The sequence below is a fragment of the Pseudoalteromonas sp. 10-33 genome (assembly GCF_001469195.1).
Taxonomy (GTDB): domain Bacteria; phylum Pseudomonadota; class Gammaproteobacteria; order Enterobacterales; family Alteromonadaceae; genus Pseudoalteromonas.
In genome coordinates, this window is sequence record NZ_LOFI01000012.1 from 30,597 (window position 1) to 44,872 (window position 14,276).

Genomic DNA, 14,276 nt, shown 5'->3' on the forward strand with positions numbered 1-14,276 from the left:
TGTTTTAATTTTAATTTTGATTTAGCCGAAGCCATTAATGAGATTTTATTTCGTACATCAGTTTAGAACGCTGCTTATAGTTTTTGAGTGTCAAAAAAACCTTCACAAATTCGATATAGAATTCCCTCTATTAGCTTTACAACTTTCAATATGTGTAACGTTTGATTTTTGTGCGTTAAACCGTTCTTTTTCTGAGTTAAAGTGCTAAAAAATGATAAAAAAACGTCAAATAGAGCCTCTAAAAGAGTTTTTTTCTAAATGTTTTTATTTTTTTTTTACATATATCTAGTTTGAACTAAATGTTGCATTTATGTTGTTTGTTTAGAGGTCTATCCAGTCAAACATCAACTTTATTGGGGTTTGCTAGGATTGTTGATAATACAGTTGGTTGCAATAATGTTAACATTTTATTGGTGCTACTTTAATGTAGTCCATCGGTAGGTGATTTATTTGCTAATTACCTCCAACATCAAGTTGACAGCGCTTATTGCATTTAGCATTATTGAAAGGTTGATATCTATTAAAAGATATCAGGGTTGTTCTCTTCGGAGGATAATTAAATTATAAAAGTAACATTACTTAATTGGTTGGGAACTATGTCTGTTAAAATCAGAAAGAGTCTTGTAGCAACTGCGTTGGTTGGCGCTTTTGCATTTGCAAGCAGCAATGTGATTGCAGATCCTTTGAATGACGTGCAAAAAGCAGGTCAAACAATTCAAAAGGCTGCTGTTAAGTCTCAAACTAAAATTGACAATGTATACGGTCAAACTCAAGAGCTAATCGCTGAGTACCGTAGCATCGTTGATGAGACTGAACTTATGAAAGTGTACAACGATCACGTAGCACGTTTGGTCGCTGACCAAAATGCATCGATTGAATCGTTCGATCGTCAAATCGCGACTATCGATAACACTAAACAAAACGTTGTGCCTTTGATGTATCGCATGATCGATACGCTTGAGCAATTCATCAAAGCGGACGTTCCATTCAATCTTGAAACGCGCCTAGGCCGTGTTGAAAGACTTCGTGACATTATGGCATCAGCTTCTGTTACTACGTCTGAAAAATTCCGTCAGGTTCTTGAAGCTTACACAGTTGAAACAGCATACAGCTCTGCAGTAACTGCTTCTCAAGGTACGCTGGAAATTGATGGAAAAAACATCAACGTAGATATCGGTCGTTTAGGTCGTATTACTTATGTTGCTCAGTCTTTTGACTTGAAACATGCTTGGGTATGGGATAACAACACTAAACAGTGGAAAGAATTAGGTGAAGAATACCTAAAACCTGTTAAAGAAGTGATCCGCATGGCACGTAAGCAAGCGACACTAGAACTTGTTAAACTACCAATCTTTGGCGCGGAGTAATCAATAATGAAGAAACTATTTAAAGGTTTTGCTGTTGCAGCAGTACTATCTGTTTCTGCAGGTACCGCGCTTAACGCACACGCAAACACTGACGCTTTAGACAAAATTCTTGAGCAAGTTAAGCAAGAGCGTATCTCTGAAGGTAAAATCAACAAGCAACGTGAGCAAGAGTTCTTATCAGAGCGTGCTGACAAGCAATCTTTACTTAATAAAGCGAAAAGCCAACTAGCTGCTGAAAAAGCACGTGGTGACTCTTTAGCTAAGCAATATGCACAAAATGAAAATACTTTAGCGGAAAAAGAGCAAGCTCTTCAAAATGCTCAAGGTACGTTAGGTGAGATGTTTGGTGTTGTTCGTCGTGCAGCGCAAGACGCTATTGGTTCAATTGAAGCATCTTTAGTTAGTGCTGAAAAGCCAGGCCGTGCTGAAGTACTTCGTTCACTAGCAGCCGCTAAAGAACTTCCAACAGTTCGTGAGTTAGAAGAGCTTTGGATTTCACTTCAAACAGAAATGACAGAGTCAGCAAAAGTTTCTACTTTTGAATCTGAAGTTGCTGGTCTTGACGGAAACACTGCGGTTAAGAAAATCACTCGTATTGGTAACTTTAACTTAGTTGCTGACGAAGGTTACTTAATCTATTCACCAGAAACAAAGTCTATACAGCCTTTAGGTAAACAACCTGATAGCTACATTTTAGATGGTATTTCAAACCTAGAAGCAACGTCTTCTGATAGCTACGCGGGCGTTTACATTGACCCTACACGCGGTGCTATCTTACGTATTAATACGCAGAAGAAAACGTTAATGGAATACTACGAGCAAGGTGCTGAAGTTGGTTACATCATCACTGTATTACTTGCTGTAGGTCTATTAATCTTCTTAGTTCGTTTCATTGACTTAGCGCTTACTACTTCTAAGATCAAATCACAACTTAAGAACTTGTCTACACCGAATACAAACAACCCACTGGGTCGTATTCTTAAAGTGTATCATGACAACAAGTCTCAAGATGTTGAAAACCTTGAACTTAAACTTGATGAAGCGATTCTACGTGAAACTCCACGTGTTGAAGCTGGTATTAACATCATCAAAATCCTTGCTGCTATCGCACCATTACTAGGTCTACTAGGTACAGTAATCGGTATGATTTTAACGTTCCAAACAATCACATTGTTCGGTACGGGCGATCCGAAGATCATGGCTGGTAACATCTCTCTAGCACTTGTAACTACAGCGCTAGGTCTAATTGCAGCACTACCACTTATCCTACTTCACTCTATTGTTGCAGGTCGTAGTAAGTCGGTATTACATATCCTTGATGAGCAAAGCGCTGGTATCATCGCTACTCACGCGGAGAAGGAGAAAGCCTAATGCTAGTCCTGATGGAGATATGGGAATCTATCAGGGATTTTGTTGGCACAGGCGGCCAGGTTTTATACGTGGTCGCGATAGCACTCTTTCTGATGTGGGTTTTAATGATTGAGCGCTATTGGTTCTTACTTGCAGAGTTTCCTCGTTTAACGAAGGATATTGTTGCTAAGTGGGATGCCCGCCAAGACACTACGTCTTGGTACGCACACAGAATCCGTGAAGCATGGATTTCTGAAGCGTCTGAAAAATTAGATCAGCGTATGTTGTTGATTAAAACATTAGTAGCTGTTTGTCCTTTAATAGGCTTACTTGGAACTGTAACGGGTATGATCGCGGTTTTTGAAACCATGGCAACCCAAGGTACTGGTAATGCACGTTTAATGGCATCAGGTATTTCAATGGCAACAATCCCAACAATGGCTGGAATGGTTGCGGCACTATCTGGAGTTTTCTTTAGCTCACGCCTTGAGGCAAGAGCGAGAATGGTGAAAGCCAAACTTGTAGATAGCATGCCTCATCACTAGAGAGAGAATTAAATATGGCACGTAAACAACGTTTTCGTGAAGAAGAAGAAGCAGCGGTAGATATGACACCAATGCTTGACATCGTATTTATCATGCTTATTTTCTTTATCGTAACTACATCGTTCGTTAAAGAGGCTGGTATCGAGGTCAATAAACCTAAAGCTGCCCAAGCTACGAAGCAAAAAAATGCTAACATTTTTATTGCTATACGTAGTGATGGCGCAATCTGGATTGATAAGCAGCAAGTTGACGTTGAACGTGTTTCAGCGAAGATTGAAAGCTTATTAGCAGAACAACCTACAGACGTTGTAATTTTGCAAGCTGATAAAGAAGCAAAACATGGCACAGTGGTTAAAGTTATGGACCAGATTAAAGCGACGGGCGATAACCTAAGAATTTCAATAGCTGGAGATCAGTAATGATTCGTTTTCTGTTTTCACTGATTGCAGGTGGGGCAGTTACTTTCGGCTTGTTCTACTTCATGGCTTACCTCATCTCTGGTGGGGCTGACCGTAATACGGAACAAAAAGAGCAGATCATAGTCGAAATAATGACGAATCCGCCTGAATCTAAGGTGCAGGAGAGGAAGCGTGTACCGCCTCCGCCTCCGCCACCGCCAAAGCAGCCGCCTAAACCGCAGCCGCCACAGCCGGATACTAATCCTAACCCAGGTGCAATGTCATTTAACATGCCAAGCATCGACGTAGGGAGTTCTGCTGGTGGACTAAGTGGTCCGGGTGCATTTGGACGAGATGGTGATGCGACACCTATCGTTCGTATTGAACCAAAATATCCAACGCAAGCAGCGCGTGATGGTAAAGAGGGTTGGGTACAACTTTCGTTCACAATTGATGAGTTAGGTGGGGTTATTGACGTTGATGTAATCGACGCAGAGCCTAAACGTATCTTTGACCGTGAAGCTAAACGTGCACTTCGTAAGTGGAAATACCGTCCTAAAATCATTGACGGTAAACCACAAAAACAAGTTGGTTTACAAGTTCAATTAGACTTTAAACTTAACCAAGGCTAAGGAGGCGAGTAATGAGAAATTTATCTAAAGTAACTGCTCTTGCAATTCTTATGTCTGTGTCAGGTGCAACGTTAAGTTCATCTGTATTAGCGGCGCCAGATTACGCAAAAATTGAAGAGCGTAAGAAAGCAAAAACTAAGATCATGGGCGAGCGTACTGGTAAAAAAGTAATTAAAGCGTTTGACTTGTATAACGAAGAAAAAGTTGACGAAGCGATTGTATTGCTGAGAGAGATTGACCCTTCAGATGAGTTTGATAAAGCGACTGTAAATCGTTACTTAGGTAGCATGTACGCGCAGAAAGAAAACTACGCTGATGCAATCAAATACAGCAAGCTAGCAGTAGCGCCTGATATTTTGAACTTTGCAGACCACGAACAAACACTTAAGTTATTAGGTGACTTGTACGCGGGTACTGAAAAATACAAAGAAGCAAAAAAAGCATACACAGCATGGATGGACTTCACAGGTGAGGAAGATCCAACTGTATATACTCGTATTGCACAAGCTAACTTTCAGCTAGAGCAATTCAGTGATGTTTTTGAGCCTGCTAACAAAGCAATAGCGCTTCAAAAAGAGCCTAACAAAGGCCCTTACCAGCTTAAACTTGGTGCATACTTTGAAACTAAAGATTATGCAAACATGGTTAAAGTGGGTGAAGAAATTGTTAAAGTTTGGCCTGATGATAAAAAAGCTTGGGTTGGTTTAGGTAAATACTACCTACAAACCGAAGAATATCAAAAAGGCCTTGCAACAATGGAAGTGGCTTTCAAAAACGGTTACTTTGAAAACGAAGTTGAATATAAAGTACTTGCTAACTTTTATTCTTTAAATGAAATTCCTTACAAAGCAGCTGTAACGCTTGAAAAGGCAATTAAAGAAGAAAAAGTTAAACGTACTAAGCAAAATGTCAACGCGGTTGCAAGTAACTATCATCGCTCTAAAGATATAGAGAAAGCTGCTAAGTATTATGAAGAAGCTGCTAAATTTGATGACGACGCTGAGCTTTACCGCAAAGCAGGTTCATTACTTTTACAATCTGAGAAGTTTAGTGCTGCCGTTGTTCGCTTGAACAAGGCGTTAGAGCTTGGCTCTGACAAAAAAGGGACTATTTATTCAGATTTAGCTGAAGCGTATTACTACCAAGGCAAGTATAAGCAAGCTTATGCTGCTATTGTGAAAGCTATGGATGACCCACGCACACGTAAGTTTGCAAAAGGTTGGTCTACCTACATTAAAGATAAAGCCGCTCGCAACGGTGTTAAAATTTAATATTAGCTAACATTAGCAACTTTTAAAAAGCCCCTCTGGGGCTTTTTTTATTAGGATTACTATGTATAAAACGTTTTTTGTATCATTGTTATTGTGTGCGCTTCTGATTGGCTGTACTGATAAGAGTGATAGTTTTAGTTCTTTTGATGAGGCACGAAGCGCCTTAAAGTCTTTAAATACTGCGTTGGTATTAGAAGAGGGAACAAATAATAAAAAATTTACAGATGAAAATATCGTTTATTCGAACGAATATCTTGATAAACGTCATGCTATTTATCAGCAATTGATGACAATGAAGTTAACACCTAATCAAATTACCCAAGTTAATTATTTGGTTATTGCAGAACGATTTCCTGAGCGTTTTTTCCCTTGGCCAGCCCAAGTAGACGTTCTTCATAATTTGAGCTTATTTAACCGTTCAGCTGGCACCGTTGAGCAGACTATTAGCTGGCTGAAATTTTTACAAGCTAAGTTAGACATTGCAATGCAAAGTAATCTAAAACTAAATAAGTTAGAGTATTCTTTACTACAGGGATATGTAGCGCAAGCTATTAAAAGCAAGGCTACACAAGGTGCAATTAAAAGCCACATCAGGGCTTTTTCTAACTATTTGGATAATTATAAGCCCAGAGGGAGTGTTGGTTTAAGAGGGCTTTCTAATGGTTCAGAGTGGTATCAGAGTAAACTCAATTATTATGGCAACGCAGTTAACTCGCCTTTAGAGTGGGTTGTTATTATTAACGAAAAACTTAAAGTTCTGGAAAGTGCAGTTATTAATGCCAAATTTGCACAAAATCATACTAAATCGTTTGTTGTGCAGTATTTATCTGAAGAGCCATTGATTAATGGACTTGACTGGCAAGCACATTACTTAGACTTGCCTGCTATGGCTAGCAAAGCAAAATTGTTTAATAAGGATAAGTTGCTCATGCTTGCAATGATGGAAACAGATATAGGTATTCATTACCACGCATGGACGATTGCTCAGGCCAAAGTTAATTTATCAAAGCGTCTTAAAGTGTCAGAACAAACCGCGCAATACTTAGTTGAAGATATTATTCTTTATCCAGGTCAATCGTTTAGTTTTTGTGGACAGGTTTGTCATTAATCTAGGGTTTTTTTATCTGCCGAGACTTTTGGTAAGGCAAAGCCTTGGGTGCAGATACTTGGACTTATCATTTAATGGGTAATTACGCAGCGTATATTTAAACATTGATTGCTTTTTTTAGTCTGCCCTAGGGCAGCTTATTATTAGTTGCCTTTAGTCAAATTAGTTAAGTGGCATGAGTAGGGTACAGAGGTTTTACTTTGCCTATAGACCAATAAATTTCGTACCCCGGTGAAACAAATTTTAAGCTCAAAAGCTCAGCAGGCACCAACTAAAGAGGGTTATAGCTTATGACTTTCAAAAATTAGTTAGATGTCCGTTTAATCTCGCACGTTGTGCAACGTTGTGTTGCTGGGTCTTTTTGAAGCAACGCCGTTGCGATTTTTTCTTCACAATCACAACAGTAGCCGTACTGACCTATATCAATTTGACTCACTGCGGCCTCTAGCATAGTCATACGGTTAATTAAGTTAGCATACTCAGGGCCGAGCTTTTTTGCCGCAAGGTCTAACCATTCATTATTTGCTGTATTTTTTAATGTTGTTATTAAACCTTGGTGGGCCGGATGAGACGATTTAGAAAGCATAACAAGTATGTTTGATTTAACTTGTGTTAGTTCATCATGTAAGCGCTTTTGGTGGTTCATTATCAGTATAACCTTTTTACATTAACTGCTCGTTATACTGTTATTATCTAATTGATTTTAATTAACTGTCATGATTTGAATCAAGTTGTGGTGCCTTTGCATATTTTTTTAATACTGCAGATACGTCTTCTTTGGTTTTTAACCTACGAATTTCATCAAACAATGTTATTGCCTGCGGGTATTGACGCTTTAAATAACCTAGCCATTGTTTAGTTCTAGATGAAAAATATTTTTCATCTTTAGCTGGATCATGATGAATAGCTGAGTGTATTAAGTGATAAAGAACATGCTCCCATTCTAAACCCTCGTAGTGCTCATTGTTGACATGTGCCTTTATTTTTTTTGCTAAATCAGGATGAGATAGGGCGCCTCTGCCAAGCATTAAGTCGTTACAACCGCTTCTTTTTTGGCATAGCATTGCGTCTTCAACTTGCCATATTTCACCATTAGCAACTACGGCAATATTTTTACCTTTTATTATAGGCGGTATCTTTTCCCAATATGCTGGCGGGTTGTATCCATCGCGTTTTGTTCTTGCATGAATTGCTACGCTATTAGCGCCAGCACTTACAACCGCATCAATAATTTCTTGGCTGTTACTGTCGTCATCAAAGCCTAAACGTATCTTTGCACTGACTTCATGTTTTGAATCTACCGCATCTCTAACCGCTTTAATTATGATATACATATGCTCGGGATCTTTAAGCAAAACGGCACCACCGCGGCTACGGTTAACCGTTTTCGCAGGACATCCAAAATTAAGGTCAACACCATGGGAACCCAAATCAATCGCTCTGACTGCGTTTTCAGCTAATGGATTAGCTTCTTGTCCAAGCAATTGTATACGCACCGGCGTGCCTGCTCGGGTATAGCCATTATTATTTAGTTCAGGGCAGTATCGATAAAATACTTTTTCAGGTAAACGTGCTTGAACAACTCTTACAAATTCGGTCACGCATAAATCAAACCCACCGAGGTCAGTTAACAATTGGCGCATTTTAAAATCTACAACACCTTCCATAGGTGCTAAAACAAGTTTCATAAAGCGATTATATTTTAAAAATAAGGCGCTTAGTTTACCTGTAAATTGCGTATTGATAAATCTGTAATTGTTACTCATAGTTAAAGCGATAACGCATGATGCAAATTTTTTTGATTAAATAAAATAAAAATGAAAGTTTTTATTTCATCACAGGTCTACTTAAGCATATACGCAATTTAAAACGATATTTACATTGCGAAGACTTACACATTGAGTATAGAGAGCAAATATAATGAATACAGTAAAAAATAATACAATCGCATTAACATTAGGTGCAGTAGTCGTGGGTTCTGCGAGTTTTGTATCTGCTGATGTACAAGCAAACCCGTTTGAATTTCAGCAACTTGTTTCTGGTTATCAATTAGATGCTGCCGAAGGAAAATGCGGCGAAGGTAAATGTGGCGGCGACGCAAAAAGTAAAAAAGAAGGCAAGTGCGGCGAAGGTAAATGTGGCGGCGACGCAAAAGGTAAAAAAGAAGGCAAGTGCGGCGAAGGTAAATGTGGCGGCGACGCAAAAGGTAAAAAAGAAGGTAAGTGCGGCGAAGGTAAATGTGGCGGCGACGCAAAAGGTAAAAAAGAAGGCAAGTGCGGCGAAGGTAAATGTGGCGGTGACGCAAAAGGTAAAAAAGAAGGCAAGTGCGGCGAAGGTAAATGTGGTGGCAACGCAAAAGGTAAAAAAGAAGGCAAGTGTGGCGAAGGTAAATGTGGTGGCCGTTAATTTCTTAATTTAATTAAGTTATGCTAAAGGGCCAATGGCCCTTTTTTGTTAATATAAGAGGCACTTATGACACAAATGCATAGTACTGAATTTGGAATGGTCGGCCTAGGTTTGCGCCGCGAGATGCTAGATGAGTTATTAGAACACGTTCCACAACCAATTGATTTTCTGGAAGTTGCGCCTGAAAACTGGCTAAAACTGGGCGGCCGATTTAAAAAGCAATTTAAAACATTAACCGATGCTAATAATTTTGTGTGTCATGGCTTGTCTTTGTCAATTGGTTCGCCAGAGCCGCTTGATATTGAGTTTATTAAATCGTTAAAAGTTTTTTTTGATCAGCACAACATTAAAATGTTTAGTGAGCATTTGAGTTATTGTTCTGGACAAGGCCATATGTATGATCTAATGCCTATCCCTTTTACAGAAGAGGCAATTGCGCACGTTGTGCCCCGAATTAAGCAAGTACAAGACATGCTTGAACGACCTATTGCGATGGAAAATGTATCTTATTACGGTGCGCCAGGCCAAGAGTTAACTGAACTTGAATTTACTACTGAAATTTTAGATCAAGCAGATTGCAAATTATTGCTTGATGTAAATAACATCTATGTTAACTCGATAAATCATGGTTATGACGCAAATACTTTTTTAGCCGGCTTACCTACAAAGCGAATAGCTTACGGGCATGTTGCGGGGCATTATAATGAGGCTGACGACTTAATTGTCGATACCCATGGCGCTGATGTGATTGATCCCGTATGGGAGCTGCTCGATAAAGCGTATAGCGTTCATGGTGTATTTGCGACTCTCCTCGAGCGTGACTTTAATATTCCTTCAATGCATGTATTAACTAAAGAGCTTGATATTATTTATCAATTACAACAAAAGCATTTGAATTATGGGCGTTCAAAAAAACATGCTTAAAGCGAATTTTAATTAAGCAGTGGGTATTCAGCTATGAGCTTTACAGATGTACAAAATGAATTTATGGCGCACATACGTGAGCCAAAAAAAAATAAAAAGCCAACTGATATTGAAGATAGACGTATGGCTATATATCGCGACCTGTTCTTTAATAATATTGAAGGATTCATTTCTTCTGGATATCCGGTCTTAAAAACCCTCTACAGTGACAAACAGTGGAAAAAGCTGATCAGGCAGTTTTTCAGTGAATATGATTGTCAATCACCCTATTTTTTAGATATTGCAGGGGAGTTTATTCATTACTTATCCGGTAATTATAAAATGAAAAACTATGATCCTGCTTTTATGTTAGAGCTTGCGCATTATGAATGGATAGAGCTTGACGTCTCAATAGCAAACGAAGACCCTAACGAGAAAAAACTACAACAAACAGCTTTAACTAAAAGTCCATTATTTTTATCAAGCTTAGCGAGAAATTTGAGTTACCAATTTCCAGTGCAAACTATTAGCGCTCAAGTCCGGCCAAAAGCGCCATCGGTTGTACCTAACTATTTTGTTGTTTATAGAGATGAAGAAGACGATGTACAATTTTTAGCAACCAATGCAATGACGGCTTTATTACTCTCTATCATTGAAAGCGTTGAAGGCATTACATTTGATAACCTCTGCCAACAGGTGATTATGCAGGCTCCTCAGTTTAACGAAGAGCAAATAACACAAGGGGCGCTTGTGACACTAAATGCGCTGATTGAACGCGGTGTAATCGTGACAAAAAATCAAGATTAAGGCCTTTATTGATGTTTTTACATCGTCTATCATGGCAGCCTTATTTATCGTGCTTAATAAAAGGTTGTACCATGTCAGATGATAAAGATTTTAAAGATCCGTTTAACGCTACTTATTTTATTGCTTTTCTAGCGGTATTTGCAGGTATTGGTTGTTTAAATGCAATTTTAGGTTGGATCACTAGCTTAACCTAAAACGTATTCATAGTTTAAGGCTGTTGTTAGCATCAGCCTTGATGCTTTGCTTTTCTATCCTCTATAACTATTCAATATTTTCGTTAAAGTCACAGCAAACTCGCAATTAAAGTTCACTTAAGGTTATAATCACCAGCTTTGTAATATCAACCATTGAGCAGTAAAACTTATGACTCAAGTAACACCAGCAATTATTAAAAACAGCATTGCAACAATTGCTGATTATCCTAAAGCGGGCATTATGTTTCGCGATGTAACTACATTAATGGCCAACCCTGAAGCGTTTAAGGCTACTATTGATGCGTTTATAGCCGAATATAAAGACCAAGGTTTTACAAAAATTATTGGCACAGAATCACGTGGCTTTATTTTTGGTGCGCCTTTATCTTATGCTTTAGGTATTCCTTTTATTCCAGTGCGTAAGCCTGGCAAATTACCGCGCGAAGTTATTCGCCAAGATTACCTGTTAGAATACGGTGAAGACACGCTAGAACTTCATGTTGATGCAATTGTACCCGGTGACAAAGTACTTCTTGTTGATGACCTTCTAGCCACTGGCGGTACTATTGAAGCGACTGCTAAACTAGTTAATAAGTTAGGCGGTGAGGCTACTGATGCAGCATTTGTTGTATCACTGCCTGAATTAGGTGGCGAACAACGCATTGAAAAAATGGGTATCAAAATCTTAAAGTTGGTTGAATTCGAAGGCGAATAATCGATGAGTTATCAGGTTCTAGCGAGAAAATGGCGTCCACAAACCTTTCATGAATTGGTTGGGCAGTCTCATGTTAAACAAGCGCTTGTAAACGCGCTGACACAAAATAGACTGCATCACGCGTATTTATTCACTGGAACCCGAGGTGTTGGTAAAACAACTATTGCGCGTATTTTTGCAAAAAGCTTAAATTGCGACGAAGGTATTTCGGCATCTCCTTGTGGACAATGTAGCAGCTGTACAGATATTGAAGCTGGGCGCTACATTGACTTACTAGAAATTGATGCTGCCTCTCGTACTAAAGTAGAAGATACGCGTGAAATACTTGATAATGTTCAATACGCACCTACGCGCGGGCGTTACAAAGTATACCTAATAGATGAAGTTCACATGCTTTCAAAGCATAGTTTTAATGCGCTTTTAAAAACGCTCGAAGAACCGCCAGAGCATGTGAAGTTTTTACTTGCAACAACCGATCCCCAAAAGTTACCCGTCACTATTTTATCGCGATGTCTACAGTTTAATCTAAACGCTTTGTCGCAAAGTGAAATTAAAACACAGCTCCAACACGTATTAACGCAAGAGCAACTTAGCTTTGATAACGATGCACTTAGCATTATTGCAAAAGCTGCTGATGGCAGTATGCGCGATGCACTTAGCTTAACCGATCAAGCTATAGCACAAACGAATGGTGATATTAATAATCAAGCGGTTCAAGCAATGCTTGGTTTAATGGATACACACTACAGCCAAAGTTTATTAGCGGCATTGCTGAGCCAAGATGGCGCTGCGATGATGAGCGAAATAGCCAATGTGGCGAGCAAAAATCCAAATTATATAGCGTTACTTGATGATTTAATTTCATTAACGCATTTAATTCAGCTTACCCAACTAGTGCCTCAAGCCGCTGGGCTTGATGAAACCAATGCTGATTACATAAAACACGTCGCAGAGCACACCAGTGCACAGCAAGTTCAGGTTTATTACCAGTTACTGTTAAATGGTAAAAAAGATTTACAATGGGCCCCTGAGCCACGTTTAGGTTTTGAAATGATCTTACTGAGGTTGCTTGCATTTCAACCAGCAGGAAACGACACTCAGCAGAGCGCGATAAATACGCCTCAATCATCGGTAAGTGATACTGAAAGCCGAGCTAATGCACTGCGTGATATTTTAAGTAAAAAAAAACCTGAAAACATTAATAACCCTGCTAAACACAGTGACATAAGTAATGTACAGCAATCAGCCGAAAAATCGGTTGTAACTATCGATCAGCAAGAGGAAGTGACACCGAGTGTCATCGACAGGCCTGTTGATTCTGAGCAAGTAGAGCATTTACAGGTTAAAACTGAAAAGGCTCAAACTGAAGCGAGCCAAAACACGCCTAAAGAGCAATTAAGCGACGATCAAGCACAGCGTAACAGCGAAAATGAAGCTTACATGCAGCACAGTGATGTGGAGCAAACATTATCTGCACAATTTGATGACGTAATGAGCAGCGCGCTAGACCAAGGCTTTAATCCTCACATTCACAGTGATCAGCAGGTAAACCAATCACCTCAAAGCGCATCGCAACAGGTTGAATCGCAAAGCGAACAATCATCTACCGATTCATCTTCACTGCATGATAAAGAGTCTCAGGCACAATCAGCCATTGCGCGAATCTTACGTGACAGAAATATATCAGGTTCAGGGCGGTTATCGGGACATAACATAGCTCAGCCACCAGTTCCTAAAAAACCAGAAATTGACACTAGCGAGCAAAGTATTAGGCCGGTAAGTTCGCCAATTGCACAGCAAAGCGAAGCCAATAATAAAGATAGACAAAGCCATTTTGATAATACAGAACAACAAATCCCTTCGCCTCCAACGGGATCTGCTAACCCACCGCCGTGGGATAACTTCAATACAAGCGAGCATGAAAAAAAGCCTGAGCTCCCTGTTAGCGGGAGCCAAGTACAACGCCCAAGTGTAGTCGCTACAAACGCACAGAAAGTTGATTTTAAAGCTAAGCATCAAACAATCACTGAAAATTTAGCGCCTGAATTATTGGAGCAAATTAATCCTCAAAGTGTGCCAACTCCAGCTCCGCAAGAGGAAAGTATTCCAGTCCCCGACGATTTTCAAAGTCCAATAAGTGAAATAAAGTTTGCTCATCAGCAAGATGAGTGGGCTTATTTGATAAAACGCATGGGGCTGGGCGGACGAATGCGCCAATTTGCGCTGCATTCAATTTTTACAAAGCAGGGAAGTAATTTACATATAGATGTTGATGAGTCGCAAAGACATCTCGATACTCCCATGCTTCGTCAAAAACTTGATGCCGCACTATCGAGTATTTACGATCACAATGTATCGCTGAGTATAAACTTTGCTCAAGGAGTTATCGATTCGCCTTACTTAATTCAGCAAAAAATAGATGCAGGGCGTCATCAGCAAGCAATTGATGTGATCACTAGCGACGAAAATATAGTACAATTTCAACAACTATTTAGTGCCGAAATTGACGAAAACAGTATTCAGGCATTGTAATTCTATACAATCGCCCTTATCTTCATGACAATTAAAGATTAAAAGAAA

At 39.4% G+C, this 14,276-nt stretch carries 15 protein-coding genes; 13 read left to right on the plus strand and 2 right to left on the minus strand.

Annotation, left to right across the window (positions count from 1 at the left end; all coding sequences use genetic code 11):
• Positions 1–596 precede the first annotated feature (596 nt).
• The 7 genes from ATS76_RS08015 to ATS76_RS08045 all read left to right on the plus strand — a co-directional run bounded on the left by ATS76_RS08015 (position 597) and on the right by ATS76_RS08045 (position 6,671).
• Positions 597–1,367, plus strand: coding sequence for a DUF3450 domain-containing protein (locus ATS76_RS08015; protein ID WP_058404292.1), 771 nt, complete (start codon positions 597–599; stop codon positions 1,365–1,367).
• A gap of 6 nt (positions 1,368–1,373) precedes the next feature.
• Entirely contained in the window at positions 1,374–2,738 is a 1,365-nt protein-coding gene (locus ATS76_RS08020; RefSeq protein ID WP_006792382.1) for a MotA/TolQ/ExbB proton channel family protein, read from the plus strand.
• Positions 2,738–3,262, plus strand: coding sequence for a MotA/TolQ/ExbB proton channel family protein (locus ATS76_RS08025; protein ID WP_004588135.1), 525 nt, complete (start codon positions 2,738–2,740; stop codon positions 3,260–3,262). Before ATS76_RS08020 ends, ATS76_RS08025 begins: the two co-directional genes overlap by 1 nt.
• Before the next feature lie 14 nt (positions 3,263–3,276).
• Positions 3,277–3,681: an ExbD/TolR family protein gene (locus ATS76_RS08030; RefSeq protein WP_006792384.1), complete on the plus strand. Its 405-nt coding sequence runs from the start codon at positions 3,277–3,279 to the stop codon at positions 3,679–3,681.
• On the plus strand, positions 3,681–4,292 hold the full coding sequence (locus ATS76_RS08035) for an energy transducer TonB (protein ID WP_010557583.1): 612 nt from the start codon (positions 3,681–3,683) through the stop codon (positions 4,290–4,292). Before ATS76_RS08030 ends, ATS76_RS08035 begins: the two co-directional genes overlap by 1 nt.
• Positions 4,293–4,303: 11 nt before the next feature.
• Positions 4,304–5,563, plus strand: a complete 1,260-nt coding sequence (locus ATS76_RS08040) for a tetratricopeptide repeat protein (RefSeq protein WP_006792386.1) — start codon at positions 4,304–4,306, stop codon at positions 5,561–5,563.
• A gap of 61 nt (positions 5,564–5,624) precedes the next feature.
• A complete protein-coding gene (locus ATS76_RS08045) occupies positions 5,625–6,671 on the plus strand; it encodes a hypothetical protein (RefSeq protein ID WP_058551714.1) in 1,047 nt (348 codons plus the stop codon).
• Between the two features lie 304 nt (positions 6,672–6,975).
• Here the strand turns inward: ATS76_RS08045 and ATS76_RS08050 are convergent, their stop codons facing one another.
• Entirely contained in the window at positions 6,976–7,317 is a 342-nt protein-coding gene (locus ATS76_RS08050) for a TraR/DksA C4-type zinc finger protein (RefSeq protein ID WP_058551715.1), read from the minus strand.
• A gap of 61 nt (positions 7,318–7,378) precedes the next feature.
• Positions 7,379–8,359: a tRNA-dihydrouridine synthase gene (locus ATS76_RS08055; protein ID WP_058552004.1), complete on the minus strand. Its 981-nt coding sequence runs from the start codon at positions 8,357–8,359 to the stop codon at positions 7,379–7,381.
• Positions 8,360–8,591: 232 nt separating this feature from the next.
• Between ATS76_RS08055 and ATS76_RS08060 the strand changes: the two genes are divergently transcribed.
• From ATS76_RS08060 to dnaX, 6 genes are all read left to right on the plus strand, one after another.
• Positions 8,592–9,077 (plus strand): HvfA family oxazolone/thioamide-modified RiPP metallophore, encoded by a 486-nt coding sequence (locus ATS76_RS08060; RefSeq protein WP_058551716.1) that lies wholly within the window; start codon positions 8,592–8,594, stop codon positions 9,075–9,077.
• Positions 9,078–9,143: 66 nt separating this feature from the next.
• Positions 9,144–10,001 (plus strand): HvfB family MNIO-type RiPP peptide maturase, encoded by an 858-nt coding sequence (locus ATS76_RS08065; RefSeq protein WP_058551717.1) that lies wholly within the window; start codon positions 9,144–9,146, stop codon positions 9,999–10,001.
• Between the two features lie 33 nt (positions 10,002–10,034).
• Positions 10,035–10,787, plus strand: a complete 753-nt coding sequence (locus tag ATS76_RS08070; RefSeq protein ID WP_058551718.1) for an HvfC family RiPP maturation protein — start codon at positions 10,035–10,037, stop codon at positions 10,785–10,787.
• A gap of 71 nt (positions 10,788–10,858) precedes the next feature.
• Positions 10,859–10,981 (plus strand): hypothetical protein, encoded by a 123-nt coding sequence (locus ATS76_RS19485; protein ID WP_008132255.1) that lies wholly within the window; start codon positions 10,859–10,861, stop codon positions 10,979–10,981.
• 169 nt (positions 10,982–11,150) lie between these two features.
• A complete protein-coding gene (gene apt / locus ATS76_RS08080) occupies positions 11,151–11,696 on the plus strand; it encodes an adenine phosphoribosyltransferase (RefSeq protein ID WP_058551719.1) in 546 nt (181 codons plus the stop codon).
• Between the two features lie 3 nt (positions 11,697–11,699).
• Positions 11,700–14,228 carry a DNA polymerase III subunit gamma/tau gene (gene dnaX / locus ATS76_RS08085; RefSeq protein ID WP_058551720.1) on the plus strand — a complete coding sequence of 843 codons (2,529 nt, stop codon included), beginning with the start codon at positions 11,700–11,702 and terminating at the stop codon, positions 14,226–14,228.
• Positions 14,229–14,276 lie beyond the last annotated feature (48 nt).

What these genes read in the sequence shown, in the direction of transcription:
- ATS76_RS08070 (WP_058551718.1), top strand. Translation starts at nt 10,035, where the DNA reads ATGAGCTTTACAGATGTACAAAATGAATTTATGGCGCACATACGTGAG.
- apt (WP_058551719.1), top strand. Translation starts at nt 11,151, where the DNA reads ATGACTCAAGTAACACCAGCAATTATTAAAAACAGCATTGCAACAATT.
- ATS76_RS08065 (WP_058551717.1), top strand. Translation starts at nt 9,144, where the DNA reads ATGACACAAATGCATAGTACTGAATTTGGAATGGTCGGCCTAGGTTTG.
- ATS76_RS08040 (WP_006792386.1), top strand. Translation starts at nt 4,304, where the DNA reads ATGAGAAATTTATCTAAAGTAACTGCTCTTGCAATTCTTATGTCTGTG.
- ATS76_RS08020 (WP_006792382.1), top strand. Translation starts at nt 1,374, where the DNA reads ATGAAGAAACTATTTAAAGGTTTTGCTGTTGCAGCAGTACTATCTGTT.
- ATS76_RS08015 (WP_058404292.1), top strand. Translation starts at nt 597, where the DNA reads ATGTCTGTTAAAATCAGAAAGAGTCTTGTAGCAACTGCGTTGGTTGGC.
- ATS76_RS08060 (WP_058551716.1), top strand. Translation starts at nt 8,592, where the DNA reads ATGAATACAGTAAAAAATAATACAATCGCATTAACATTAGGTGCAGTA.
- ATS76_RS08035 (WP_010557583.1), top strand. Translation starts at nt 3,681, where the DNA reads ATGATTCGTTTTCTGTTTTCACTGATTGCAGGTGGGGCAGTTACTTTC.
- ATS76_RS08030 (WP_006792384.1), top strand. Translation starts at nt 3,277, where the DNA reads ATGGCACGTAAACAACGTTTTCGTGAAGAAGAAGAAGCAGCGGTAGAT.
- ATS76_RS08045 (WP_058551714.1), top strand. Translation starts at nt 5,625, where the DNA reads ATGTATAAAACGTTTTTTGTATCATTGTTATTGTGTGCGCTTCTGATT.
- dnaX (WP_058551720.1), top strand. Translation starts at nt 11,700, where the DNA reads ATGAGTTATCAGGTTCTAGCGAGAAAATGGCGTCCACAAACCTTTCAT.
- ATS76_RS08050 (WP_058551715.1), bottom strand. Translation starts at nt 7,317, where the DNA reads ATGAACCACCAAAAGCGCTTACATGATGAACTAACACAAGTTAAATCA.
- ATS76_RS08055 (WP_058552004.1), bottom strand. Translation starts at nt 8,359, where the DNA reads ATGAAACTTGTTTTAGCACCTATGGAAGGTGTTGTAGATTTTAAAATG.
- ATS76_RS19485 (WP_008132255.1), top strand. Translation starts at nt 10,859, where the DNA reads ATGTCAGATGATAAAGATTTTAAAGATCCGTTTAACGCTACTTATTTT.
- ATS76_RS08025 (WP_004588135.1), top strand. Translation starts at nt 2,738, where the DNA reads ATGCTAGTCCTGATGGAGATATGGGAATCTATCAGGGATTTTGTTGGC.